General features: G+C 61.6%; 21 protein-coding genes. 12 read left to right on the top strand and 9 right to left on the bottom strand.

Translation table 11 applies throughout. From position 1 onward, the window contains the following. Positions 1-623: TPM domain-containing protein (locus BFP90_RS13995; protein ID WP_065897044.1), on the bottom strand; the 623-nt coding region annotated here is incomplete at its 3' end. Positions 624-641: 18 nt separating this feature from the next. Beyond that, on the bottom strand, positions 642-1,253 hold the full coding sequence (locus BFP90_RS13990; RefSeq protein ID WP_065886194.1) for a LemA family protein: 612 nt from the start codon (positions 1,251-1,253) through the stop codon (positions 642-644). Between the two features lie 238 nt (positions 1,254-1,491). Between BFP90_RS13990 and bglX the strand changes: the two genes are divergently transcribed. Next, complete coding sequence (bglX, locus tag BFP90_RS13985) at positions 1,492-3,783, top strand: beta-glucosidase BglX (protein ID WP_065897043.1); 2,292 nt, start codon at positions 1,492-1,494, stop codon at positions 3,781-3,783. A gap of 218 nt (positions 3,784-4,001) precedes the next feature. On the opposite strand, the gene BFP90_RS13980 is transcribed toward bglX, so the two are convergent. From BFP90_RS13980 to BFP90_RS13965, 4 genes are all read right to left on the bottom strand, one after another. Next, positions 4,002-5,159 carry a phospholipase D-like domain-containing protein gene (locus BFP90_RS13980; protein ID WP_065897041.1) on the bottom strand — a complete coding sequence of 386 codons (1,158 nt, stop codon included), beginning with the start codon at positions 5,157-5,159 and terminating at the stop codon, positions 4,002-4,004. Position 5,160: 1 nt separating this feature from the next. Continuing rightward, positions 5,161-5,739 carry a YceI family protein gene (locus BFP90_RS13975; protein ID WP_065893437.1) on the bottom strand — a complete coding sequence of 193 codons (579 nt, stop codon included), beginning with the start codon at positions 5,737-5,739 and terminating at the stop codon, positions 5,161-5,163. 168 nt (positions 5,740-5,907) lie between these two features. Further along, a complete protein-coding gene (locus BFP90_RS13970) occupies positions 5,908-6,222 on the bottom strand; it encodes an amidase (protein ID WP_065893436.1) in 315 nt (104 codons plus the stop codon). Further along, positions 6,219-7,292 carry a serine hydrolase domain-containing protein gene (locus BFP90_RS13965; protein WP_065893435.1) on the bottom strand — a complete coding sequence of 358 codons (1,074 nt, stop codon included), beginning with the start codon at positions 7,290-7,292 and terminating at the stop codon, positions 6,219-6,221. The genes BFP90_RS13970 and BFP90_RS13965 overlap by 4 nt, the downstream gene beginning before the upstream one ends. Before the next feature lie 187 nt (positions 7,293-7,479). On the opposite strand from BFP90_RS13965, the gene olsB reads away from it, so the two are divergent. Both olsB and BFP90_RS13955 read left to right on the top strand, forming a co-directional pair. Further along, positions 7,480-8,235, top strand: coding sequence for an L-ornithine N(alpha)-acyltransferase (olsB, locus tag BFP90_RS13960; protein WP_065886188.1), 756 nt, complete (start codon positions 7,480-7,482; stop codon positions 8,233-8,235). Further along, positions 8,235-9,026 (top strand): lysophospholipid acyltransferase family protein, encoded by a 792-nt coding sequence (locus BFP90_RS13955; protein WP_065897040.1) that lies wholly within the window; start codon positions 8,235-8,237, stop codon positions 9,024-9,026. Before olsB ends, BFP90_RS13955 begins: the two co-directional genes overlap by 1 nt. A gap of 112 nt (positions 9,027-9,138) precedes the next feature. On the opposite strand, the gene BFP90_RS13950 is transcribed toward BFP90_RS13955, so the two are convergent. Beyond that, positions 9,139-9,723, bottom strand: a complete 585-nt coding sequence (locus tag BFP90_RS13950) for an acyl carrier protein phosphodiesterase (RefSeq protein ID WP_065897038.1) — start codon at positions 9,721-9,723, stop codon at positions 9,139-9,141. Positions 9,724-9,877: 154 nt separating this feature from the next. On the opposite strand from BFP90_RS13950, the gene BFP90_RS13945 reads away from it, so the two are divergent. Then, positions 9,878-10,198, top strand: coding sequence for an ArsR/SmtB family transcription factor (locus tag BFP90_RS13945; RefSeq protein WP_065897035.1), 321 nt, complete (start codon positions 9,878-9,880; stop codon positions 10,196-10,198). Positions 10,199-10,330: 132 nt separating this feature from the next. Continuing rightward, positions 10,331-11,386, top strand: coding sequence for an alkene reductase (locus BFP90_RS13940; protein WP_065897033.1), 1,056 nt, complete (start codon positions 10,331-10,333; stop codon positions 11,384-11,386). Positions 11,387-11,690: 304 nt separating this feature from the next. On the opposite strand, the gene BFP90_RS13935 is transcribed toward BFP90_RS13940, so the two are convergent. Then, positions 11,691-12,323, bottom strand: a complete 633-nt coding sequence (locus tag BFP90_RS13935) for a TetR family transcriptional regulator (RefSeq protein ID WP_065886175.1) — start codon at positions 12,321-12,323, stop codon at positions 11,691-11,693. A gap of 286 nt (positions 12,324-12,609) precedes the next feature. Between BFP90_RS13935 and BFP90_RS13930 the strand changes: the two genes are divergently transcribed. From BFP90_RS13930 to BFP90_RS13900, 7 genes are all read left to right on the top strand, one after another. Continuing rightward, on the top strand, positions 12,610-13,755 hold the full coding sequence (locus BFP90_RS13930) for an efflux RND transporter periplasmic adaptor subunit (RefSeq protein WP_065893430.1): 1,146 nt from the start codon (positions 12,610-12,612) through the stop codon (positions 13,753-13,755). A gap of 3 nt (positions 13,756-13,758) precedes the next feature. Further along, positions 13,759-16,920, top strand: coding sequence for an efflux RND transporter permease subunit (locus BFP90_RS13925; RefSeq protein WP_065886173.1), 3,162 nt, complete (start codon positions 13,759-13,761; stop codon positions 16,918-16,920). Beyond that, entirely contained in the window at positions 16,917-18,374 is a 1,458-nt protein-coding gene (adeC, locus tag BFP90_RS13920; protein ID WP_065893429.1) for an AdeC/AdeK/OprM family multidrug efflux complex outer membrane factor, read from the top strand. The genes BFP90_RS13925 and adeC overlap by 4 nt, the downstream gene beginning before the upstream one ends. 164 nt (positions 18,375-18,538) lie before the next feature. After that, complete coding sequence (locus BFP90_RS13915; protein WP_065886171.1) at positions 18,539-20,236, top strand: molecular chaperone HscC; 1,698 nt, start codon at positions 18,539-18,541, stop codon at positions 20,234-20,236. An 11-nt stretch (positions 20,237-20,247) separates the two neighbouring features. Further along, complete coding sequence (locus BFP90_RS13910; protein WP_065897031.1) at positions 20,248-21,855, top strand: J domain-containing protein; 1,608 nt, start codon at positions 20,248-20,250, stop codon at positions 21,853-21,855. 149 nt (positions 21,856-22,004) lie between these two features. After that, positions 22,005-23,255, top strand: a complete 1,251-nt coding sequence (locus BFP90_RS13905) for an OprD family porin (RefSeq protein WP_065897029.1) — start codon at positions 22,005-22,007, stop codon at positions 23,253-23,255. Positions 23,256-23,339: 84 nt separating this feature from the next. After that, a complete protein-coding gene (locus tag BFP90_RS13900) occupies positions 23,340-24,239 on the top strand; it encodes a polysaccharide deacetylase family protein (RefSeq protein WP_065897027.1) in 900 nt (299 codons plus the stop codon). Between the two features lie 171 nt (positions 24,240-24,410). Here BFP90_RS13900 and pcaC read toward each other — a convergent pair whose 3' ends face one another. Then, positions 24,411-24,806 (bottom strand): 4-carboxymuconolactone decarboxylase, encoded by a 396-nt coding sequence (gene pcaC, locus BFP90_RS13895; RefSeq protein ID WP_065897025.1) that lies wholly within the window; start codon positions 24,804-24,806, stop codon positions 24,411-24,413. Positions 24,807-24,815 lie beyond the last annotated feature (9 nt).

Genomic DNA, 24,815 nt, shown 5'->3' with positions numbered 1-24,815 from the left:
GCCAGCAGGATCGCGCCCACCGGCAGGCCCATGCGATTGCACAGCCACAACACGCCGATCAGCAGGACGAACAAACCGATGGAAAAGCCGGGATTGTCCTTGGCGAAATTCGTATCCGCCACGTGGGCCGGCACGGCCAGCGGTTCACCGCCCACCACCTGGATCATCGCCGCGACACCGTCGCTGATACCCTGGCTGAAATTGCCGACCTTGAACTTGGGCGCAATCACCTGATTGATGATCACCCAGGACTGCGCATCCGTCAGCACACCTTCCAGGCCGTAGCCGACTTCGATGCGCAACTTTCGCTCGTCGCGGGCCACGAGCAACAGCGCGCCGTTGTCCTTGCCCTTCTGGCCGATGCCCCACGCGCGGCCCAATTGATAACCGTAGTCCTCAATCGGCACACCCTGCAGGTCGGGCACGGTGACCACCACGATCTGGTCACCGGAGGTCTGCTCCAGCGCCTGCAATTGCTGGGTCAGGTGCTCGCGCACCGCCGGGTCGATCATCTGGGCGTTGTCCACCACCCGCCCGGTCAATGCCGGGAAGGTCAGGGCCGCCTGGGCCAGGCCCACGCAGCCCAGCAGCCACAGCGCCAGGCCTATCCGTAATAAACGCATCGACACCTCAAGGCAGCGTTATTTGAACTTCACCTGCGGCGCCTTATCGGCATCGGCACTGGTGGCTTCAAACGTGGCGCGGATCGGCAAGTCGCTGTACATCACGCTGTGCCACAGGCGACCCGGGAACGTGCGGATCTCGGTGTTGTAGGTCTGCACGGCCTGAATAAAGTCGCGACGGGCCACGGCGATACGGTTTTCCGTGCCCTCGAGTTGCGATTGCAGGGCCAGGAAGTTCTGGTTGGCCTTCAGGTCCGGATAGCGCTCGGACACCACCATCAAACGGCTGAGTGCGCCGCTCAGGCCGTCCTGGGCCTGCTGGAACTGCTTGAGTTTTTCCGGGTTGTCGAGGGTGCTTGCATCCACCTGGATCGAGGTGGCCTTGGCCCGCGCTTCAATCACGGCGGTGAGCGTGTCCTGCTCATGGGCAGCGTAGCCCTTGACCACTTCCACCAGGTTGGGAATCAGGTCGGCACGGCGTTGGTACTGGTTCTGCACCTGGCCCCAGGCGGCCTTGGCCTGTTCGTCCAGGGTCGGGATGTTGTTGATGCCGCAACCGCTCAGCACGCTGCTGATCAATAACAGCGCCGCGGCTTTCAAGCCCCAGCGGTAACCTTGTGCTGCTTGCATGGTGTTTCTCCTGCCCAATCTGGATGGAATGTGATGACTAACCCTATAAACCACACGCTTGGGGCATAATCCGCCACCACTGGAATGCTTCGAGCCAATCAGCTACAAAGATGCCCAGCGCGAAAAAGAGTTCAGAGTGTGCTGCATTTATCTGAACAACACCCGAACAACAATAGACGCTCCCGTCATTTTGGCCGATCAGCCTGACCGCTGTGCAGTGAGCCGAAAAAGGATATTCATGAAGAAGCTGTGTTTGCTCGGCCTTGTCGCCACTCTGGCCAGCCACCCCGTATGGGCAGAAACAAAGCCTGCTGCGCTTAAAGACAAGGACGCCTTCGTCAGCGACCTGCTCAGGCAGATGACCCTCGATGAAAAGATCGGCCAACTGCGCCTGATCAGCATCGGCCCGGAAATGCCCCGCGAGCTGATCCGCAAGGAAATCGCCGCCGGCCGCATCGGCGGCACCTTCAACTCCATCACCCGCCCGGAAAACCGTCCGATGCAGGACGCGGCCATGCGCAGCCGCCTGAAGATCCCGATGTTCTTCGCCTACGACGTGATCCACGGCCATCGTACGATTTTCCCGATCAGCCTGGCCCTCGCCTCCAGCTGGGACATGGACGCCATCGGCCGCTCCGGGCGCATCGCCGCCCAGGAAGCCGCCGCCGACAGCCTCGACATCACCTTCGCGCCGATGGTCGACATCTCCCGTGACCCGCGCTGGGGCCGCACCTCCGAAGGCTTCGGCGAAGACACCTACCTGGTGTCGCGCATTGCCGAAGTGATGGTCAAGGCGTTCCAGGGCGCCAGCGCCGCGAATGCCGACAGCATCATGGCCAGCGTCAAGCACTTCGCCCTGTACGGCGCGGTGGAAGGCGGCCGCGACTACAACGTGGTCGACATGAGCCCGGTCAAGATGTACCAGGACTACCTGCCGCCCTACCACGCGGCGATCAAGGCCGGCTCAGGTGGCGTGATGGTGGCGCTCAACTCGATCAACGGCGTACCCGCCACCGCCAACACCTGGCTGATGAACGACCTGTTGCGCAAGGACTGGGGCTTCAAGGGCCTGGCCGTGAGCGACCACGGCGCGATCTTCGAACTGATCAAGCACGGCGTGGCCAGGGACGGGCGTGAAGCCGCCAGGCTGGCGATCAAGGCCGGCATCGACATGAGCATGAACGACACGTTGTACGGCAAGGAACTGCCGGGGCTGCTCAAGTCCGGCGAGATCGAACAGAGCGACATCGACAATGCCGTGCGCGAAGTGCTCGGGGCCAAGTACGACATGGGCCTGTTCAAAGACCCGTACCTGCGCATCGGCAAGGCCGAGGACGACCCGGCCGACACCTATGCCGACAGCCGCCTGCACCGTGCCGATGCCCGCGACATTGCGCGCCGCAGCCTGGTGTTGCTGAAGAACCACAACCAGACCCTGCCCCTGAAAAAATCCGCGACCATCGCCCTCGTTGGCCCGCTGGCCAAGGCCCCGATCGACATGATGGGCAGCTGGGCGGCGGCCGGCAAGCCGGAACAGTCGGTGACCCTGCTTGACGGCATGAACGCCGTGATCGGAGAAAAGGGCAAGATCCTCTATGCCCGCGGCGCCAACATCACCGGCGACAAGGCGGTGCTCGACTACCTCAACTTCCTCAACTTCGATGCCCCGGAAGTGGTGGATGACCCGCGCCCGGCCCAGGTGCTGATCGATGAGGCGGTGAAGGCTGCGCAGAATGCTGACGTGATCGTCGCGGCCGTGGGCGAGTCCCGTGGCATGTCCCACGAGTCGTCGAGCCGCACCGACCTGAACATCCCGCAAAGCCAGCGCGACCTGATCAAGGCCCTCAAGGCCACCGGCAAGCCGTTGGTGCTGGTGCTGATGAACGGCCGGCCGCTGTCGATTCTCGAAGAGAACCAACAGGCTGACGCGATCCTGGAAACCTGGTTCTCCGGGACCGAAGGCGGCAACGCCATCGCCGACGTGCTGTTCGGTGACTACAACCCGTCGGGCAAGCTGCCGATCACTTTCCCACGCTCCGTGGGGCAGATTCCCACCTACTACAACCACCTGAGCATCGGCCGGCCGTTCACGCCGGGCAAGCCGGGCAACTACACCTCGCAGTACTTCGATGACACCACCGGGCCCCTGTTCCCGTTTGGCTATGGCCTGAGCTACAGCACATTCGGCCTGTCGGACATGGCACTGTCGTCCACCACCCTGAACAAGACCGGCAAGCTCGACGCCAGCGTCACGGTGAAGAATACCGGCAAGGTCGATGGCGAAACCGTGGTGCAGCTGTATATCCAGGACGTGGCCGGCTCAATGATCCGGCCGGTGAAAGAGCTGAAGAACTTCCAGAAGGTCATGCTCAAGGCGGGTGAAGAACGCACCTTGCACTTCACCATTACCGAGGAAGACTTGAAGTTCTACAACGCCCAGCTCAAATTCGCCGCAGAGCCGGGAGAGTTCAATGTACAGATCGGGCTGGATTCCCAGGATGTGCAGCAGCAGAGCTTTGAACTGCTGTAACTGATCGTTCCCACGCTCTGCGTGGGAACGCCGCCCTGGACGCTCTGCGTCACGGTATGCATTCCCACGCAGAGCGTGGGAACGATCCTTAAAGCTGTATGTAGGAGCGAGCTTGCTCGCGAAAAACGTCAACGATAACGCGGGCTTTCTGAATGAACGCGGCGTTTGTGAGTTTTTCGCGAGCAAGCTCGCTCCTACATTTGATTGAGGTGATACAACTAGCCGCGCCGGTCCAGCAGATTCACCACCAACCGATCAATCCAGCCCCACACCCGCTGCTTCACCCGCCGCCACAATGGCCGCGCTTTCCACGCCTCCAGGCTCACCGCCTGGCTTTGCGCAAAATCACGCTCGAAACTGCCCGCCACCGCCTGCGTCAATTCAGGGTCCAGCGCTTCCAGGTTGGCTTCCAGATTGAAGCGCAGATTCCAGTGGTCGAAATTGCACGAGCCAATACTGACCCAGTCATCCACCAGCACCATCTTCAGGTGCAAAAAGCACGGCTGGTATTCAAATATCTGCACGCCTGAACGCAGCAGACGCGGGTAATAGCGATGCCCGGCGTAGCGCACCGACGGGTGATCGGTACGCGGGCCGGTGAGCAGCAAACGCACATCCACACCGCGCCCGGCCGCCCGGCGCAAGGCGCGGCGCACGCTCCAGGTGGGCAGAAAGTAGGGCGTCGCCAGCCAGATACGGGCCTTGCTGCTGTTCAGGGCGCGAATCAGCGATTGCAAAATATCACGATGCTGACGGGCGTCGGCATACGCCACGCGACCAAGCCCCGGCCCGGTGGCAGGCACCTTGGGCAAGCGCGGCAAACCGAAATGGGTCGCCGGTTTCCACTCTCGACGTGCCGCGTTGGCGTGCCACTGGCGGTCGAACAAGGCCTGCCAGTCCAGCACCAGCGGGCCGTTGATCTGCACCATCACTTCATGCCAGTCGGCCGTATCTTGCCCCGGCGTCCAGAACTCATCGGTAACGCCGGTCCCGCCGATCACCGCGACGTCCTGGTCAATCAGCAACAGCTTGCGGTGGTCGCGGTACAGGTTGCGCATCCAGCGTCGCCAGCTCAGGCGATTGTAGAACCGCAGCTGCACACCCGCGTCGGTCAAGCGCTTGCGCAGCCCGAGGGTAAACGCCAGGCTGCCGTAATCATCGAACAGGCAGCGCACCTGCACCCCGCGCTCGGCCGCGAGCACCAGGGCCTGCACCATCGCTTCTGCACAGGCCCCGGCTTCCACCAAATACAACTCCAGATCCACCTGCCGCTCGGCGCGGGCGATGCCCACCAGCATCTGCGGGAAAAAATTCGGTCCGTCGATCAACAGCTCGAAACGGTTGGCGCTGCGCCACGGGAACACCGCGCCGCCCATGTCAGCGCGCCGTGAAGATCAGTACCGCACCCACCGGCACCGACAAACTGATCGACTTCAACCCCGCCGCCTTGCGCAACGCGGCCACACCCGGTTGCAGCTCGAAATCTTCGGCGCGCACCACCACCGGCTCCAGGGTCACGACCTGAAAGCGCCGGTCATCCAGACGCGTGGCCAACAGCTCGGCGTTGTAGGTATGGGTCTTACCATGCAAGGTAATGCTCAGCGGCAGGCGCAATTCCAATTGCGCGCCGGACGCCAAGTCATTGATCGGTTGCAGGTTGATCTGCGTGCTGATCAACGCTTCGGGAAACTGCTTGATCTGAAACAGCTCCTTACGCATGCGCTCGTCACGCAGCGGGATACCACTGTTGATCGACTCCAGCTCCACCTGCACCTGGGCCGCGCCCTGGCCGTCGACCTTGCCGTGCAGCACCAGGAAGCGGTGCACTTCTGCAATCTCGGTATTTTTGGTGGTGACAAAGGACAGGCGTGAGGATTCGTTATCCAGGTACCAGTCGGCGTGGGCAGGCACGGCTGCGGCGGCCAAGAGGGCGAAGGCCAAGGGTTTGATTGACATTGAAGACTCGCGGGGAAAAACCTGAGCGAACCTTAAGCGCAATCTCCCAAGCGGCGCAAATCCAATGTGGGAGGGGGCTTGCCCCCGATGACTGGATCAGCAACACATCCAGTGACTGACACTCTGCCATCGGGGGCAAGCCCCCTCCCACAGAGAATTTTTGGTGTGTCAGGGGTTGAGGCGGCAGCCTTGGCGATCACCTAACCATCGCGCCGTGTGCGTACGCCCCAACCCACTCGCCGTCACTTCACTGCGTTCCGGCGTGTCGGTAAACGCACTGGTCGGCACGTACTGCTTCACATACCCCAGGCAATACTGCGCCGGGTTGTTCTGCACGTACCGGCACGAGCAATACTCCTTGGCCGTGTACGCCGCGATGATGTCGGGGAAGGCTTGCAGGTTGACGCGCTCGTGCCAGATCCAGCCCAACACTGCGAGCAGGAGCACCAGCAAAACGCTGACAAACGGATGACGGCGGATCATGACCGCACCGCCGCCAGCACGCGCTTGAGCAGTTCGTTATGCCGGTAGCTGCCGTCGCGGTCATCGCCGTAGCGCACGATCACCAGGTGTTCGTCGGGCAGCACAAACAGTGCCTGGCCCCAATGCCCCAGTGCAGCGAAGGTGTCGGCCGGCGCGTCGGGCCAGGGCTGGGGCGCGCCCTTGTTGAGCCACCATTGGCCGCCGGGCACAGCGTCATCCTGGCCCGCTTTGTATTTGTCGAATGGCTGCCGATTGAAGGCCACCCACGCTTTGGGCAGCAACTGTTGCTCACCCCAGCGTCCGTCCCGGGCCATCAGCAAGCCGACCCGCGCCAGGTCGCGAGCGGTGAGGTAGGCGTAGGACGAGGCGACGAAGGTTTCGTCGGCATCGGTTTCCCACGTCGCGTTGCGAATGCCCAATGGCTTGAACAGCGCATCCCACGGATAGCTCATGTACGCCTTGTGGCCGAGCATCCCTTTAAGCGCAGCGGACAGAATGTTGCTGTCGCCGCTGGAATAGCGAAACGCCTGGCCGGGTTCGGCGGCTGCCTCGGTATCGGCGGCAAATTGCGCCATATCCCCACGCCCACGGGTGTAAAGCATCGCCACGACAGAAGACTTCAACGGGGCGTATTCATAGTCCTCCTGCCAATCCAACCCCGAAGCCCAATGCAGCAAGTCGGCCATGCTGACCTTGGGGTGCTGTTTCATCGGCGAATAGAAGCGCGCGACGGGGTCGGTGAGCTTGAAGCGCCCTTCACCGTAGGCCACGCCGAGCACCGTGGCCATCAGGCTTTTGCTCACCGACCAGGTCAGGTGCGGGGTGCTGACGGTGGTGGGTGCGGCGTAGCGTTCATAGATGATCACGCCGTCACGAATAACCAGCAGCGCGTCGGTGCGAATGCCTTGGCGGGTGGTGTCGTCACGGGGCGGGAAAGCGTAGGCGTTCAGCGCATCGAAGGCGGGACCTGCCAGGGGTGTGCCCAGGGCCCACTCCTTTTCGGGCCAGACTTCGGCGCGGGCAGTAACGGTGACGAACAGCACAACAACGCACAACAGGCCTCGGACCATGGGCACAAACTCAAGGGGGGCATTCAAGCCCGCGAGCCTAGCGCAGGCCCATGACAGATTTGCGACATGAGGCTTGTCACCCAACCGTCACCGTAACTTCATGGAGATGACACCGAGGCTACATAGCCTGACTTTGGACAACAAAGTCGACTGGCCGTACAACCTGGCCGGCACTCGGAGACTCGCTATGACTCAGATCGCCCGCATCAGCGACAAAGGCAATGAACGCCGCCTGCAAGCCGAACGCCTGGTAGGCGCACAGGCCTTGCAGGAAGCCCAGGCCCTGCGGTTCAACGTGTTCAGCGGCGAGTTCAACGCCAAGCTGAAAGGCGCGGAACTGGGTCTGGACATGGATGACTATGATGTTCACTGCAGCCACATTGGCGTGCGGGATTTGAACAGCGGTCGGCTCGTCGCTACCACGCGTTTGCTCGACCACCAGGCCGCCAGCACCCTGGGCCGGTTCTACAGCGAGGAAGAGTTCAGCCTGCATGGCTTGCTGCACTTGCAGGGCCCGATCCTGGAAATCGGCCGCACCTGCGTCGACCCGGCCTATCGCAACGGCGGCACCATCGCGGTGTTGTGGGGGGAGTTGGCCGAGGTACTCAACCAGGGTGGCTACAGCTACCTGATGGGCTGCGCGAGTATCCCCATGCACGATGGCGGCATCCAGGCCCACGCGATCATGCAGCGTCTGCGCGAGCGCTACCTGTGCAACGAGCACCTGCGCGCCGAACCGAAGAAACCCCTGCCGGCCCTGGACCTGCCCTCCAACGTCATCGCCGAAATGCCGCCGCTGCTCAAGGCCTATATGCGCCTGGGCGCGAAGATCTGCGGCGAACCGTGCTGGGACGAAGATTTCCAGGTGGCCGATGTGTTCATCCTGCTCAAGCGCGATCAGCTGTGCCCGCGCTACGCACGCCACTTCAAGGCGGCGATGTGATGGATCGCCTGCGCGTGTACGGGCGCATTGCCCGCGTCCTGCTGGTGGTGGCGCTGGGCCTGAGCATGGCCAGTGTGTTTGGCCTGTTCGAGCGCCTGGGGGTGGCCAACTCAATGGTGCGGCGCCAGCGGTGGTCGCGGTTCTTCATGGCCCGGCTGACCAATGCCCTGCCCTTTCGCGTGACGGTGCACGGCGAGCTGCCGCAAACGCCGATGCTGTGGGTGAGCAATCATGTGTCCTGGACGGATATTCCGCTGCTGGGCATGGTCACGCCACTGTCGTTTCTGTCCAAAGCCGAAGTGCGCACCTGGCCGGTGGCCGGGTGGTTGGCGGCCAAGGCCGGCAGCCTGTTCATTCGTCGCGGTTCGGGCGACAGCCAGTTGATCCGCAAGCAGATGACCCGTCATCTGGAACAACATCACCCGCTGCTGATGTTTCCGGAAGGCACCACCACCGACGGACGCAGCCTGCGCACGTTTCACGGGCGCTTGCTGGCCAGTGCGATCGATGCGGATGTGTCGCTGCAACCGGTGGCGATACGGTATCTGCGCGACGGTCAGGTGGACTCACTGGCGCCGTTCATCGGCGATGATGACTTGCTGTCGCACCTGATGCGGCTGTTCGCCAATGACCAGGGCGATGTGGAGATTCATCTGCTCAAGCCGATTGCCTGCGCCGGGCAGGAGCGCGCGGCACTGGCGTATCAGGCGCAGCAGGCGGTGCAGAAGGCCTTGTTCGGGCCGTTGCCGGAGAGTGAGCAGGCGCATGTGCGACCAGCGTTTGCCGCCTGAATGCTGTGAATACACTCCAAATGTGGGAGGGGGCTTGCCCCCGATAGCAGTGATTCAGTCACTACATACAGTGACTGACACACCGCCATCGGGGGCAAGCCCCCTTCCACATTTAGACCTCAGTGGTCAGCTGGATACGTGCAAAGCTCTGTAATTCGGGGTAGAAAACCCGGAAATCCTCACTCAAAGGCTCATAGAGCTCGCGCAACTCCTGCATCGCAAATCCCAGCGCCTCTGGGTCCGTCAGCCGCCGCGAAATCCCGCGCAGCACCGGCTCCATCACCGCAAACTCACGATAAGACCCCAGCCAGTCATCCGCCGCCATATACGGCGCAATCAGCGCCAGCCGCCCCGGCAACGCAGATTCTGCGGCGAGCACGCGGTACACCTGTGCGGTGAAGCGTTCCAGCGGCTGATCGGCATACAGCGCCCAATCCCGCGCCAGGCAATGGTCGAAAAACACATCGAGCACGATCCCGGCATAGCGCCTGCGGGTCAGGCTGAAGCGCGACAACGCAGCCCCTACCAACGGGTGGCTGTCCGTGAACCGGTCAATGGAGCGATGCAACTGGATCGCCGCTTCGATTTGCGGGTTGAACTGGCCCTGCAGGCGGCCCTTGACGAAGTCGCCATACAGGCTGCCCAGCAATTGCGCAGGCAGTTGGCCGCCCAGGTGCAGATGTGCGAGATAATTCATGGCGCGCAGTCTACCACTGCGACCAACATATCGTTATAACCCGATATACCGATTCGTGCAGATATCAGATCAAAATCATATTTGTATATCGGGATATTACGATTTAAAGTTCGCCTCATCGCGATATAACGTTTTACGACACCGAGCCCCTGCCATGTCCATCGACCTCGACGAAATAATAAAAGCCCTGGCCCACCCAGTACGACGAGACATCCTTACCTGGCTGAAAGACCCGAAAGTGCAGTTTCCCGAACAACTGCACAACCACGAATACGGCATCTGCGCCGGGCAGATCGACCAGCGCTGCGGCTTGTCCCAGTCGACCGTGTCGGCCCACTTGGCGACCTTGCAACGGGCGGGCCTGATCACCAGCCAGAAAGCCGGACAGTGGCACTTTTTCAGACGCAACGAAGAAACGATCCAAGCCTTCCTCGCAGCGCTCATCAGCGAACTCAGCGCCCCTGCGCCGCAATAAGGAGCCGCAAATGCCGCTCTCATTGCTCATGATTTTCGCGCTGCTGGTGACCCTGATTACTTTCCGCCAGAACGGCAATGCCGACCTGGCCCCCGCGACCAACTGATCAACTTGAAGAGAAGGTACTTTCCCATGACGACTATTTTTGATCCGATAAAACTGGGCGACCTGGAACTGTCGAACCGCATCATCATGGCGCCGCTGACCCGCTGCCGTGCCGACGCCGGCCGCGTGCCCAATGCGCTGATGGCCGAGTATTATGTGCAGCGCGCATCCGCCGGGCTGATCCTCAGCGAAGCCACCTCCGTGACGCCAATGGGCGTGGGTTACCCGGACACGCCGGGCATCTGGTCCAACGACCAGGTGCGCGGCTGGGCCAACATCACCAAGGCCGTGCACGGCGCAGGCGGCAAGATCTTCCTGCAACTGTGGCACGTCGGCCGCATCTCCCATGAGTCATACCTCAATGGCGAGGCCCCGGTGGCACCGAGCGCGGTCCAGGCCAAAGGCCACGTCAGCCTGGTGCGCCCGCTGGCCGACTACCCCACCCCGCGCGCCCTGGAAACCGCTGAAATCGCCGACATCATCGACGCTTACCGCACCGGCGCCGAAAACGCCAAGGCGGCCGGTTTCGACGGCGTGGAAATCCACGGTGCCAACGGCTACCTGCTCGACCAGTTCCTGCAAAGCAGCACCAACCAGCGCACCGACCAATACGGCGGCTCCCTGGAAAACCGTGCGCGCCTGTTGCTGGAAGTGACCGACGCCGCCATCGAAGTCTGGGGCGCCGGCCGCGTGGGCGTGCACCTGGCACCGCGTGCCGACGCCCACGACATGGGCGATGACAACCTGGCGGAAACCTTCACCTACGTCGCCAGCGAACTGGGCAAACGTGGCATCGCCTTCATCTGTTCCCGTGAAAAAGAAGGCGCCGACAGCCTCGGCCCGCAACTGAAAAAAGCCTTCGGCGGCATGTACATCGCCAACGAACGCTTCACCAAAGACAGCGCCAACGCCTGGCTGGCCGCCGGCAAGGCCGATGCGGTGGCCTTCGGCATCCCGTTCATTGCCAACCCGGACCTGCCGGCACGCCTGAAGGCCGATGCGCCGCTGAACGAGCCGCACCCGGAAACCTTCTATGGCAAAGGCCCGGTGGGTTATATCGATTATCCGACGCTGCCGATCTAACTGACCGAAACACAAAGCAATGTGGGAGGGGGCTTGCTCCCGATAGAGGAGCTTCAGTCAACACATCAGTGACTGACACACTGCTATCGGGAGCAAGCCCCCTCCTACATTTTTGACCGCATGTTTCGTCTTGGAAACATCACTTCACAGAACCGCAACAATATCGCTACAAAATACTTAGGCGGCTACCTATCAACCGCCCGCCAGCCCGTATATAAAGTCACCCCACAAATCAGGCAAAAGGACGATTGACCGTCCTTGGGCTTTACTGTTGACACAACTGGTCGCAATTACGCATTTTGTCTCAATTGCGCAGGCTCGGACTCAGGCGCAGCATGTCCAGCCCCGCGTCCACCCAGCGCTCGGCGTCCTGATGCAGTTGAAAGCTTTCAGGCACCAGCAGCCACTGGCCGATAAGGCCGTGGATGTAGGCATGAATGCACACCGCAGCACGGTTGGTATCAAGGCTTTCCGGTAATTGCCCGCGATGCACCGCGTTACGCAACGTCAGGCCGATACGCAGGTTGCACTCCAGGCTATGGGCCTGGCGCTGGCGGCGCATGTCACACATTTCATCGGTGAACTCGCACTTATGAAACAGGATCTCGTTGATGCGCCGGGTTTTCGGGTCCAGGGCCACTTGATGATAGAGATGAATCAGCAGTTTGCGCATGCACCCCAACGGATCGACTTCATCCTCGCTTTCACTCGCCCGGGCCAATTCATCCAGGGGTTCGTGCAGCGTGTCGAGCAGGGCTTGCAGCAAATCGGACTTGTTACTGAAATGCCAGTAGATGGCACCGCGCGTCACGCCGGCCAGGGCGGCGATGTCCGCCAGCGTGGTCCGTGCAACGCCACGTTCATAAAAGGCTTGCTCGGCGGCTTGGAGGATCTGGCTGCGCGTTTCCTGAGCTTCCTCTTTGGTGCGACGAACCATGGCAGTAAAACCTCAATCAGAACACTGGGGACTATCGTTAACGCAACGTTAATAGGCGTGAACGATCATCTGAATAATTGTGGGACGACACCGTCATGGGCGCCGAACGTACTAAAATCGAGGCTTTGGGCGCTGCTTTGTCAACATTCCGCCCTGCCTGTCAAGAGTTTACAAACAACCATGAACGTAAGTATATTGCGTAGCAAGCTACTTATCTACTCACGGCTTGTTTTTTACCCTTCCACACTTCTTGTGCGCACTCTGCGCGCCTGACCCGAGGATCTTCATGCAACTTAAGCCAGCTGTTACCGCTCTGGTCACTGCCGTCGCCCTGGCATCGCTGCTCAGCGGATGTAAAAAGGAAGAAGCGGCTCCGCCCGCTCAAACCCCTCAGGTCGGCGTGGTCACCATTCAACCGCAAGCCTTTACCCTGACCACCGAGCTGCCGGGCCGCACCACGGCCTTCCGCATTGCCGAAGTGCGCCCGCAGGTGAACGGCATCATTCTCAAGCGCCTGTTCAAGGAAGGCGCCGACGTGAAGGAAGGGCAGCAGCTCTACCAGATCGATCCATCGGTGTATGAAGCCACGCTCAAGAGCGCCCAGGCCAAGCTGACGCAGACCAAATCGATCACCGATCGCTACAAGCAACTGGTCGATGAGCAAGCCGTCAGCCGCCAGGAATACGACACCGCCGTCGCCAACCGCATGACGGCCGAGGCCGACCTGCAGAATGCGCAGATCAATGTGCGCTACACCAAAGTGTTCGCGCCGATCTCCGGGCGCATCGGCCGTTCCGCGGTCACCGAAGGCGCACTGGTCAGCAACGGCCAGGCCGATGCCATGGCTGTGATCCAGCAGTTGGACCCGATCTACGTTGACGTCACCCAGTCCTCGGCCGAAATGCTGAAACTGCGTCGTGACCTGGAAAGCGGCCAACTGCAAAAATCCGGCGACAACGCCGCCATGGTCAAGCTGACCCTGGAAGACGGCAGCGACTACGGCCAGCAAGGCAAACTGGAGTTCTCTGAAGTGTCGGTCGACCAGACCACCGGTTCCGTGACCCTGCGCGCCGTGTTCCCCAACCCCAACCATGTGCTGCTGCCGGGTATGTTCGTGCACGCCCAACTGCAAGCCGGTGTGAACAGCAAGGCCATTCTCGCGCCGCAACAGGGCGTGACCCGTGACCTCAAGGGCACTCCGACGGCCCTGATCGTCAACGCCGACAACAAGGTCGAGCAGCGTGAACTGGTGGCCAACCGTACCGCCGGCGCCTATTGGCTGGTGGAGAAAGGCCTCAACGCGGGCGATCGCGTCATCACCGAAGGCTTGCAGTACGTCAAGCCGGGCGCCGAGGTGAAAGTCACCGAAGCCGGCAACGCCAAGCCCGCCGGTTCTGCCGCTCCTGCTGCCGCTGCCGGCAAAGGGGAGTAATCCATGTCGAAATTTTTTATCGACCGTCCCATTTTCGCCTGGGTAATTGCCCTGGTGATCATGCTGGTCGGGGCACTGTCGATCCTGAAGCTGCCCATCAACCAATACCCGGCCATCGCGCCAACCGCCATTGATATCCAGGTGACCTACCCAGGCGCGTCCGCACAAACCGTGCAGGACACCGTGGTGCAGGTGATCGAGCAACAACTCAATGGTATCGACAACCTGCGCTATGTGGCCTCGGACAGTAACTCCGACGGCAGCATGACTATTACCGCGACGTTCAACCAGGGTACCAACCCGGACATCGCCCAGGTTCAGGTGCAGAACAAGCTGAACCTGGCGACCCCACTGCTGCCGCAGGAAGTGCAGCAGCAGGGTATCCGCGTGACCAAGTCGGTGAAGAACTTCCTGATGGTGATCGGTCTGGTGTCGGAAGACGGCAGCATGACCAAGGACGACCTCTCCAACTACATCGTGTCCAACATCCAGGACCCGATTTCCCGTACCTCGGGTGTGGGTGACTTCCAGGTCTTCGGTTCGCAGTACGCCATGCGTATCTGGCTCGACCCGGCCAAGCTGAACAACTTCCAGCTCACCCCGGTGGATGTCAGCAATGCCATCAAGGCCCAGAACGTGCAGGTGGCCACCGGCCAACTGGGCGGTCTGCCTGCCCTGCCCGGCACTCAATTGAACGCCACCATCATCGGCAAGACGCGTCTGCAAAGCGCCGAAGAATTCGCCAAGATCCTGATGAAAGTGAATCCCGACGGCTCGCAAGTGCGACTGGGCGACGTTTCGCGTATTGAACTGGGCGGCCAGAACTACAGCATCAGCGCGCAATTCAACGGTAAGCCGGCGTCCGGTATGGCGATCAAGCTGGCCGCCGGGGCGAACGCCCTGGACACCGGTAAAGCGATCCGCGCCACCGTGGCGTCCCTGGAACCGTTCTTCCCGCCCGGCATGAAAGCCGTGGTGCCGTACGACACGACCCCGGTAGTGACCGAGTCGATCTCCGGTGTGGTTCACACCCTGGTCGAAGCGATCGTGCTGGTGTTCCTGGTGATGTTCCTGTTCCTGCAGAACTTCCGCGCCACCATCATCACCACCATGACCGTACCGGTGGTATTGCTGGGTACGTTCGGGATCCTGGCGGCGTTCGGTTTCACCATCAACACCCTGACCATGTTCGGCATGATCCTGGCCATCGGCTTGCTGGTGGACGATGCCATCGTCGTGGTGGAAAACGTCGAACGGGTCATGGCCGAGGAGCACCTGTCGCCCAAGGAAGCGACCATCAAGTCCATGGGCCAGATCCAGGGCGCCCTGGTGGGTATTGCCCTGGTACTCTCGGCGGTATTGCTGCCGATGGCCTTCTTCGGCGGCTCCACCGGCGTGATCTACCGTCAGTTCTCCATCACCATTGTGTCGGCGATGGCGTTGTCGGTACTGGTTGCCCTGATCTTCACCCCGGCCCTGTGCGCCACCATGCTCAAGGCGATCGATCCGGAAAAGCACGGCCAACCCAAGCGCGGCTTCTTCGGCTGGTTCAACCGCACCTTCGACAGCGGCGTACTCAAGTACGAGCGCGGCGTGGGCGGGATGATCAAGCACAAGATCCCGGCTTTCATCGTGTATGCGCTGATCCTGGCCGGCATGATCTGGATGTTCACCCGTATCCCGAGCGCGTTCCTGCCTGAAGAAGACCAGGGCGTGATCTTTGCCCAGGTACAGACCCCCGTGGGCGCCTCGGCCGAGCGTACGCAAAAAGTCATCGACGACATGCGCGCCTTCCTGCTGCATGACAAGGAAGGCGAGCCAGGCGAAGGCAAGGCCGTGAAGTCGGTATTTACCGTGAACGGTTTCAACTTCGCCGGTCGCGGCCAGAGCTCGGGCCTTGCATTCGTGATGCTCAAGCCGTGGGACGAGCGTGATTCGTCGCAGTCGGTATTCGAAGTGGCCAAGCGGGCCCAGGGTTACTTCTTCGGGGCCTTCAAGGACGCCATGGTATTTGCCATCGTGCCGCCTTCGGTTCTGGAACTGGGTAACGCCACCGGCTTCGACGTGTTCCTGCAAGACCAGGGTGGCGTCGGCCACGACAAGCTGATGGCAGCGCGTAACCAGTTCCTCGGTGCGGCGGCCCAAAGCAAGATACTGGCAGGCGTGCGCCCCAACGGCGTGAACGATGAGCCGCAGTACGAACTGACCGTCGATGACGAGAAAGCCAGCGCCCAGGGCATCAGCCTGTCGGACATCCAGCAGACCCTGGCCATCGCGCTGGGCGGCAGCTACATCAACGACTTCATCGACCGTGGTCGGGTGAAGAAGGTGTATGTGCAGGGTGATGCGGCCAGCCGTATGTCGCCGGAAGACCTGGACAAATGGTTCGTGCGCGCCGACTCCGGGAAGATGGTGCCACTGTCGGCCATCTCGTCGGGCAAGTGGATCTACGGCTCGCCCAAGCTCTCGCGTTATAACGGTGTAGCGGCCATGGAAATCCTCGGCACCCCGGCGCCTGGCTACAGTACCGGTGACGCAATGGCGGAAGTCGAGCGCATTGCCAAGGAACTGCCGGCCGGCGTCGGCTATGCCTGGACGGGCCTGTCGTACGAAGAACGTCTGTCCGGCTCCCAGGCACCTGCGTTGTATGCCTTGTCGCTGCTGGTGGTGTTCCTGTGTCTCGCGGCACTGTATGAAAGCTGGTCGATCCCGATTGCGGTGATCCTGGTGGTACCGCTGGGTGTGATCGGTGCACTGATCGCCACCAGCATGCGCGGCTTGTCCAACGACGTGTTCTTCCAGGTGGGCTTGCTGGTCACGGTGGGCCTGGCGGCGAAAAACGCGATCCTGATCGTGGAGTTCGCCAAGGAGTTGCACGAGCAAGGCAAGGGCATTGTCGAGGCGGCCATCGAGGCGTCCCGCATGCGTCTGCGCCCGATCATCATGACGTCCATGGCGTTCGTGCTCGGCGTACTGCCGCTGGCGATTTCCAGCGGCGCAGGCTCAGGCAGCCAGCATGCAATCGGTACCGGTGTGATCGGCGGTATGATCACCGCAACGGTTCTGGCGATCTTCTGGGTGCCGCTGTTCTACGCAACCGTGTCTTCGGCCGGCGAACGCAAAAAGAAACACACCACTGAAACTCCTAAAGAGGCTGGCCAATGAGCAAGTCGCTACTTTCCTTAGCCGTCACCGCCTTCGTGCTCAGTGGCTGCTCGCTTATCCCTGACTACCAGCGCCCCGAAGCGCCGGTAGCGGCGCAGTTCCCGCAGGGGCCGGCGTACTCGTCGGCCCAGGCGCCGGGCCAGGCTGCCGCCGAGCAGGGCTGGAAGCAGTTTTTCCATGACCCTGCCCTGCAGCAACTGATCCAGACCGCGCTGGTGAACAACCGTGACCTGCGCGTCGCGGCCCTGAACATCGACGCTTATGCGGCGCAGTACCAGATCCAGCGTGCCGACCTGTTCCCGGCCGTCTCGGCCACCGGCAGCGGCAGCCGCTCGCGTACTCCGGCGCGGTTGTCGCAGACCGGCGAATCGAGCATCTCCAGCCAATACTCGGCGGGCCTGGGGATCAGCGCTTATGAGCTGGACCTGTTTGGTCGCGTGCGCAGCCTGAGCGAAGAAGCATTGCAGAAGTACTTCGCCACCGAAGAAGCGCGGCGCAGCACCCAGATCAGCCTGGTGGCCAGTGTGGCCAATGCCTACCTGACCTGGCAGGCCGACAAGGAACTGCTCAAGCTGACCCAGGACACGCTCGGCGCGTTCGAGCAAAGCTTCAAGCTGACCTCGCGCAGCAACGAAGTCGGCGTGGCTTCGGCCCTCGACCTCAGCCAGGCGCGCACCTCGGTGGAAAACGCCCGGGTGCAGCTTGCCCGCTATACGCGCCAGGTGGCCCAGGATGAAAACAGCCTGACCCTGCTGCTGGGCACCGGCCTGCCGGCGAATATCGCCAGCAAGCCACTGTCCGATGACCTGCTCAGCGAAGTCCCCGCCGGCCTGCCGTCGGACCTGCTGCAACGGCGTCCCGACATCGTTCAGGCCGAGTACAACCTCAAGGCCGCCAACGCCAATATCGGTGCGGCCCGCGCGGCGTTCTTCCCGAGCATCAGCCTGACCGCCAGCGCCGGTACCGCCAGCCCGAACCTGGGTGGCCTGTTCAAGGGCGGCTCGGGCACCTGGTCGTTCGCACCGCAGATCAACATCCCGATCTTCAACGCCGGTAGCCTGCGCGCCAGCCTGGACTACTCGAAGATCCAGAAAGAGATCAACGTGGCCAACTACGAGAAGGCGATCCAGACCGGCTTCCAGGAAGTCTCCGACGGCCTCGCTGCGCGTCAGACCTACAAGCAGCAACTGGACGCCCAACGTGGCTTCGTCGCCGCCAACCAGGATTACTACCGCCTGGCCGAGCGTCGCTACCGCATTGGTGTCGACAGTAACCTGACCTTCCTGGACGCCCAGCGCCAACTGTTCAGTGCCCAGCAATCGCTGATCACCGACCGCCTGGCGCAGCTGACCAGCGAGGTCAACCTGTACAAGGCCCTCGGCGGTGGCTGGAACGAGCAGACGGCCAAGAACGAGCCGGTGAAAGAAGAAGCACCGGCGCTGAAGTTGTTCTGATCGCGCTGATGCAGATGAAACCGCTTCCCTTACCGGAAGCGGTTTTTTTTTGCCATGTCACTAACCCTTGCGAACCAAAGGTGGGCGCTGGCTTGCCTTCCCTTCAACCTTTCAGGGTAAGATTGGTAACAGATTCTTACAGACCACAGAGGGAGCTTGTCGTAATGATCGTAGGCATTGACCTGGGCACGACCAATAGCCTGGCCGCCGTGTGGCGCGGCGATGCCGCCGAAATGGTGCCCAATGCACTTGGCCAGTTGCTGACCCCAAGCGTGGTAGGCCTGGATGATCAAGGCCGTATCCTGGTGGGCCAAGCCGCCAAGGAACGCCTGCATACTCACCCGCACCTGACCACATCGCTGTTCAAGCGCTACATGGGCAGTGCCACCGAAGTGCGCCTGGGCGACCGCTCGTTCCGCCCCGAAGAGCTGTCGGCGCTGGTCCTCAAAAGCCTCAAGGAAGACATCGAGCGCACCTATGGCCAAACCGTCACCGAAGCGGTGATCAGCGTGCCCGCCTACTTTAGCGACGGCCAGCGCAAAGCCACGCGCATTGCCGGTGAACTGGCCGGGCTCAATGTTGAAAAACTGATCAACGAACCCACCGCCGCCGCCTTGGCTTATGGCTTGCACCAGCGTGACAAGGAAACCTCGTTCCTGGTTTTCGATCTCGGCGGCGGCACCTTTGACGTGTCGATCATCGAGCTGTTCGACGGTGTGATGGAAGTACGCGCCAGCGCCGGCGACAACTTCCTGGGCGGCGAAGACTTCGACACGTTGTTGCTGGAACACTTCGTCGACAGCCAGCGCAATGCCCAGGGTTTCCCGCCCACCCGCAGTGTGTTGCAAGCCCTGCGTCGCGAAGCCGAGCGCGTGCGCAAAGCCTTGGGCCAGGACGACAGCGCCGAGTTCGCCCTGCGTATCGATGGCCAGCAGTGGGTCACAACCATCACCCAGGCCGAACTCGCCAAGCTCTACACGCCCTTGTTGGAACGCCTGCGCGCACCGATTGAACGCGCCCTGCGAGACGCACGCATTCGGGTCGGTGACCTGGATGAAATCCTGCTGGTCGGCGGCACCACGCGCATGCCGCTGGTGCGCAAACTGGCCGCTGGTTTGTTCGGGCGTTTCCCGTCCATCAGCCTCGACCCGGACCAGGTGGTCGCCCACGGCGCGGCTATCCAGGCCGCGCTCAAGGCCCGCTCGGCGGCACTGGAAGAAATCGTGCTGACCGACGTCTGCCCCTACACCCTCGGTATCGAAACCTCGAACCAGTACGGCGGCCATATCGAAAGCGGGCATTACCTGCCGCTGATCGAACGCAACAGCAGCGTGCCGGTGAGCCGGGTCAAAAGCGTGGTCACGCTCTACGACGACCAGCCCCGCGTGCTGCTGAAAATCTACCAAGGCGAAAGCCGTCTGGTGAAAGACAACATCGAACTGGGCCAGTTGGAAATCCCCGTGCCCAAGCGCAAGGCTGGCGAAGTCTCACTGGACGTGCGCTTCACCTACGACAACAACGGTTTGCTCGAAGCCCAGGTGAACATTCCGCTGACCGGCGAGCAGCACTCGCTGGTGATCGAAAACAATCCTGGCGTGCTCAGCCCGCAAGAGATCCAGCAACGCCTGCAAGCGTTGGCATTGTTGAAAATTCACCCGCGCGACCAGCAGGTCAACACCGTGCTGACCGCCCGCCTCGAACGGCTCTACCAGGAAAGCCTGGGCGAGCTGCGCGAGCAACTCGGACACTGGGCCGCGCAGTTTCAGCAAGTGCTCGACACCCAGGACGAGCGCCGCATCCGTGAGGCCCGCAGCGAACTGACCCGACAACTTGAGCAACTCGATAACGGGTTCTGGCGCTGAAGGAAATCCACATGGACTGTTGGACAGTGTTGCAATTGGCGGACGATGCCGACGAACGGACCATCAAGCGAACCTACGCGCGACTGCTGAAAAGCTGCCGCCCGGACGATGATCCCGAAGGGTTCCAGCGTCTGCGCGAAGCCTATGAGGCTGCATTGGGGTACGCACGCTGGCGTGCAGACAACGAAGAGGAAGAGCGCGCAACTGCCGTTGTCGAACAGACCGACAGCCACCTCAAGGATTTGGCCGAGCTGATGGACGTCAGCACGCTCAGCCCCGCGCCTTTTGAAGCGCCAAAACCTGACCCGGTCCACGGGTTGCTCACCGGCCTCAACGCCGACAACCTCGATGAACGCTGGGCCCAGGCCCGGCAACAGGACTGCAGCGACGCCTTCCAGGCCGGCCTGCTGCGCCACTGCTTTGAAGCCCCCGGCGAGCGCAGTGCAATTACCCGTTGGGCGATGCAACATCTGGAATGGCTGACACCCTGGCAACGGGTGGCCATGACGCCATGGCAGCACGATGCACTGACCAGTGAGCTGTTGCAGGACTATCGCCTCAACTTGCAGGAACTGCTGGAGCAAAAGGCCGAGCGCGAGTTCATCACCCAACTGACGCACTACAACGAGCAAGCCTGGCTGCGGGTGTTCGATCAGCAGCAACAGTGGCAACACATTATTCTGCAACTGCTGCACGACACCCAATGGAGCGTGCCGCTGTTTGAACGCGTATGCCAGGCCTTTGGCTGGGACGACCAGAAAGGCGTGTTTGCGGAACCCGCGTGGATGTGGCGCAGCCTGGTGTCGCGTTGCGAGCAGGAAAGCTTTTATATCAGCCTCCAAGACAAAGCCCAGGACACGCGGCGCACCTCCGCCGATGCCCTCGCCGCGCGCTTGTTGCTCACGCCCATGACCGCAACCCAACAGATGCGCATCATCGGCAGGTTTGGCCAAAACGAATGGAACGCTTGCCAGCATCTGGGCGAAACCCTGACCTGGCGTTATCCGCAGTTGATCGAACGCCTGCCCCAAAGCGACCTGTTCTTCTGGCGCAAATTCGTCCCACGACCGATTTACGTCCATGTGCTTATCCGGCTCTGGGCGATCTTTGCCTTGGCCGCTGTCCTGAACCTCGTTCACGTTGAAACCGAAAAGCTGGACTTCGGGGTTGTACTCATCTTAGTGGTATTGGCGATCTTGCCGGCCGCGGTCTTCTTTCGGATCACGCAGATGTGGGCCGGGATGAGTGCGTCCTTTGTAGTTGCGGACGTGTGGCTGAGCCAGTATTTGATCCCTAAACGCGTCAACCCCAACCAGTATTGGCTGGTGTTACGCCACGGCATTCCGCAATTGGCCATGCTCGCGGTGTGCGGGCTGGCACTGGGCATTCTGGGAGCGATTACGTATGCCGGGATGCTGCTGATCAACCTGCTGCACAGCAAACGCATCGGCCACATGGGTGAGAAAAGTCTGAAATTTCCGTGGCTCAATGGCCTGCATTGGGCCTTCTGGAGCCCGCTGCAAGTGGTATTCCTGGTGGTGATGGTGGCGGTGATCATCGCCGCGCAGCATTACCTGCCAGCGGTGCCATGGTCCCATATCGACCTGCCCAAACGGTAACGAGACGCTCGGGCCTGAGCGTATTGCGCAGGCCCGCAACTTGCGTTCGATCATCGCACACAACCCGCTCTCCCCCACTTTCATCGCCCCCGTACCGCCCCGCACCATGCCCGCACCTGCATAACCCCAATAACAACAGGTCCAACACCATGAGCACGTTCCGCCCGCGCCAGCTATTGCTGGCAACCGCTGTCGCCAGCCTTGCCCTGCCCGTCGTCGCCGAAGAACACGGCTTTCTCGAGGACGCCAGCGCCAACCTCAACCTGCGCAATTTCTTCTTCAACCGCAATTACACCAACCCGACCAAAACCCAGGGCGGCGCGCAGGAGTGGACGCAAAGTTTCATCCTCGACGCCAAGTCCGGGTTCACTCAAGGCACGGTCGGTTTCGGTGTCGACGTGCTGGGTTTGTACTCGCTCAAGCTCGATGGCGGGCGTGGCACCGGTGGCACGCAGTTATTGCCGCTGGACCACGACGGCCGCCCAGCCGATGCGTTCGGTCGCCTGGGCGTGGCCTTCAAGGCGCGGGTTTCCAGGACTGAAGTGAAAGTCGGCGAATGGATGCCGGTGCTGCCGATTTTGCGCTCGGACGATGGTCGCTCGTTGCCGCAGACCCTGCGCGGCGGGCAGATCACGTCAAAGGAAATCGATGGCCTGACCCTGTATGGCGGTCAGTTCCGTGCCAACAGCCCGCGGGACGACAGCAGCATGCGCGACATGTCGATGACCGGCAAAACCGCGTTCACGTCCGATCGCTTCAACTTCCAGGGTGCCGAATACGCCTTCAACGACAAACGCACGCAAGTCGGAGTGTGGAATGCCCAGCTCAAGGACATCTACCGCCAGCAGTTCGTCAATCTGATTCACAGCCAGCCCGTGGGCGACTGGACCCTGGGCGCCAACCTGGGGTTCTTCTACGGCAAGGACGACGGCAGCGCCCGGGCAGGTGAGCTGGACAACAAGACCTGGTCCGGCTTGCTGTCCGCCCGCCACGGCGGCAACACCTTCTATGTCGGCCTGCAAAAACTCACCGGCAACAGCGCCTGGATGCGTGTCAACGGCACCAGCGGCGGCACTCTGGCCAACGACAGTTATAACTCGAGCTACGACAACGCCGAGGAAAAATCCTGGCAGGTTCGCCACGACTACAACTTCGCCGCCCTTGGCGTACCGGGCCTTACCCTGATGAACCGCTATATCAGCGGCAGCAACGTGCACACCGGCACGGTGACCGACGGCAAGGAATGGGGGCGCGAAAGCGAATTGGGCTACACCGTACAAAGCGGCAGCCTGAAAAACCTGACCCTGCGCTGGCGCAACTCCAGCATGCGGCGTGACTACAGCAACAATGAGTTCGATGAAAACCGGTTGATCGTCAGCTACCCGATAAGTCTGCTGTAAACCGGCGCCGCAGTTACTGTATGGTGCGCGCCTGCCGCTGCTGATCGCCCCAGCAGCGGCCTCTCATTCGAGCCCGCGCACAGCATGAAAACCTTCGCCTCCGCTATCGCAGTGTTCGCCCTGGCCCTGAGCCTGGGCGGCTGTATCGGCTCGCCCATCGCCCTGACGCCGCAGACCGAGCAACGCCTGCAGGCCCGGGCGCCAATCCGTTTCCTGCTGACCTTCGATGACGGCCCCAGCGCCTCGGGCTACAACAACCCGAGCCGTTCAGTGGTGGCCGATCTGGCCGATAACCCGGTATCGCCAGGGATCAAGGCGGTGTTCTTTCTACAGACCCAAGCCGCCCGTTCAGGTGGCAGCGCGCGGGGCCGCAAGACCATGGTGCGTGAGTATGCCGCCGGCCATGTGCTGGCCTTCCACACGGCGACGACGTTTCATACCAATCATCGCTGGCTCAGTGACGCCGAGCTGGAGCGCACCCTGACCCAGGGCGCGGCGGACATCGCCGCCATCACCGGCACGCCGCCCCTGCTGGTGCGGCCACCGTTCTGGAACTACGATCACCGCACATTCGCCGCCTACCGACGCCACGGCATGCAGGTGCTGTTGACCGACCTGAGTGCCAACGACGGCAAGATCTGGGGCTTCAACGGCAGCCCACGCCGTCGCGCCAACCTGTACCGCCAGCTGTCAGTGGTGCGTGAGCGCATCGCATTGGGTGAGTTGCCGACGGTGGACGGCGTGATACCGGTGGTGGTGACCTTCCATGACATCAACCGCTACACCGCACGGCATCTGCAGGAGTACCTGCAGATCCTGATGGACAGCGCCCGCATCAACGGCCTGAAGACCGCCGCCGAGCCCTTCTACACCGACACCGCCACCCTGCAACGCGCGGCGCTGGCCCGCACGGTCAAGGAGGTGAACGAGCCGGTGCATCTGCCGGGGGTGTGGAATTGGCTGTGGGATGCCGATACCAACTGACTTCTACAGTCAATGAAGCCCCCCTGTAGGAGCAAGCTTGCTCGCGAAAAACGTCAACGATAACGCGTACTTTCTGAATGAACGCGGTGCCTGTGAGTTTTTCGCGATCAAGCTCGCTCCTACAGACGGCATCAGGGCAAGCCCCCTCCCATATTTTGAGCGCATTTCAACTCAGGGTTGGCGCGACTCGATACCCAACTCATCCCACACCGACGCGGCCAAATGGAACGTCGCATTCGCCGCCGGTATCCCGCAATAAATCGCGCTTTGCATCAGCACTTCCTTGATCTCGGCGCGGGTCACGCCGTTGCTGGCGGCGGCACGTAAATGCAGCTTCAACTCTTCGGTGCGGTTCATGCCGATCAGCATCGCGATGGTGATCAGGCTGCGGGTGTGCCGTGGCAAACCCGGGCGGGTCCAGATATCGCCCCACGCATGGCGAGTGATCATTTCCTGAAACTCGCTGTTGAACTCGGTCAGGGCATTGAGGCTGCGCTCCACATGGGCGTCGCCCAGCACTTCACGGCGCACTTGCAGCCCCTCGGCATAACGTTGTTTCTCGTCCACGAAAAGCTC

This window comes from Pseudomonas sp. 24 E 13 (assembly GCF_900004715.1).
Taxonomy (GTDB): Bacteria; Pseudomonadota; Gammaproteobacteria; order Pseudomonadales; family Pseudomonadaceae; genus Aquipseudomonas; species Aquipseudomonas orientalis_A.
Note: the sequence above shows the minus strand (reverse complement) of the source record. Positions and strands in the feature narration are given on the sequence as shown.

What these genes read in the sequence shown, in the direction of transcription:
- BFP90_RS13990 (WP_065886194.1), bottom strand. Translation starts at nt 1,253, where the DNA reads ATGCAAGCAGCACAAGGTTACCGCTGGGGCTTGAAAGCCGCGGCGCTG.
- BFP90_RS13945 (WP_065897035.1), top strand. Translation starts at nt 9,878, where the DNA reads ATGTCCATCGACCTCGACGAAATAATAAAAGCCCTGGCCCACCCAGTA.
- BFP90_RS13950 (WP_065897038.1), bottom strand. Translation starts at nt 9,723, where the DNA reads ATGAATTATCTCGCACATCTGCACCTGGGCGGCCAACTGCCTGCGCAA.
- adeC (WP_065893429.1), top strand. Translation starts at nt 16,917, where the DNA reads ATGAGCAAGTCGCTACTTTCCTTAGCCGTCACCGCCTTCGTGCTCAGT.
- BFP90_RS13910 (WP_065897031.1), top strand. Translation starts at nt 20,248, where the DNA reads ATGGACTGTTGGACAGTGTTGCAATTGGCGGACGATGCCGACGAACGG.
- BFP90_RS13940 (WP_065897033.1), top strand. Translation starts at nt 10,331, where the DNA reads ATGACGACTATTTTTGATCCGATAAAACTGGGCGACCTGGAACTGTCG.
- olsB (WP_065886188.1), top strand. Translation starts at nt 7,480, where the DNA reads ATGACTCAGATCGCCCGCATCAGCGACAAAGGCAATGAACGCCGCCTG.
- BFP90_RS13900 (WP_065897027.1), top strand. Translation starts at nt 23,340, where the DNA reads ATGAAAACCTTCGCCTCCGCTATCGCAGTGTTCGCCCTGGCCCTGAGC.
- BFP90_RS13965 (WP_065893435.1), bottom strand. Translation starts at nt 7,292, where the DNA reads ATGGTCCGAGGCCTGTTGTGCGTTGTTGTGCTGTTCGTCACCGTTACT.
- BFP90_RS13970 (WP_065893436.1), bottom strand. Translation starts at nt 6,222, where the DNA reads ATGATCCGCCGTCATCCGTTTGTCAGCGTTTTGCTGGTGCTCCTGCTC.
- BFP90_RS13935 (WP_065886175.1), bottom strand. Translation starts at nt 12,323, where the DNA reads ATGGTTCGTCGCACCAAAGAGGAAGCTCAGGAAACGCGCAGCCAGATC.
- BFP90_RS13930 (WP_065893430.1), top strand. Translation starts at nt 12,610, where the DNA reads ATGCAACTTAAGCCAGCTGTTACCGCTCTGGTCACTGCCGTCGCCCTG.
- BFP90_RS13905 (WP_065897029.1), top strand. Translation starts at nt 22,005, where the DNA reads ATGAGCACGTTCCGCCCGCGCCAGCTATTGCTGGCAACCGCTGTCGCC.
- BFP90_RS13955 (WP_065897040.1), top strand. Translation starts at nt 8,235, where the DNA reads ATGGATCGCCTGCGCGTGTACGGGCGCATTGCCCGCGTCCTGCTGGTG.
- BFP90_RS13975 (WP_065893437.1), bottom strand. Translation starts at nt 5,739, where the DNA reads ATGTCAATCAAACCCTTGGCCTTCGCCCTCTTGGCCGCCGCAGCCGTG.
- BFP90_RS13925 (WP_065886173.1), top strand. Translation starts at nt 13,759, where the DNA reads ATGTCGAAATTTTTTATCGACCGTCCCATTTTCGCCTGGGTAATTGCC.
- bglX (WP_065897043.1), top strand. Translation starts at nt 1,492, where the DNA reads ATGAAGAAGCTGTGTTTGCTCGGCCTTGTCGCCACTCTGGCCAGCCAC.
- BFP90_RS13915 (WP_065886171.1), top strand. Translation starts at nt 18,539, where the DNA reads ATGATCGTAGGCATTGACCTGGGCACGACCAATAGCCTGGCCGCCGTG.
- BFP90_RS13980 (WP_065897041.1), bottom strand. Translation starts at nt 5,159, where the DNA reads ATGGGCGGCGCGGTGTTCCCGTGGCGCAGCGCCAACCGTTTCGAGCTG.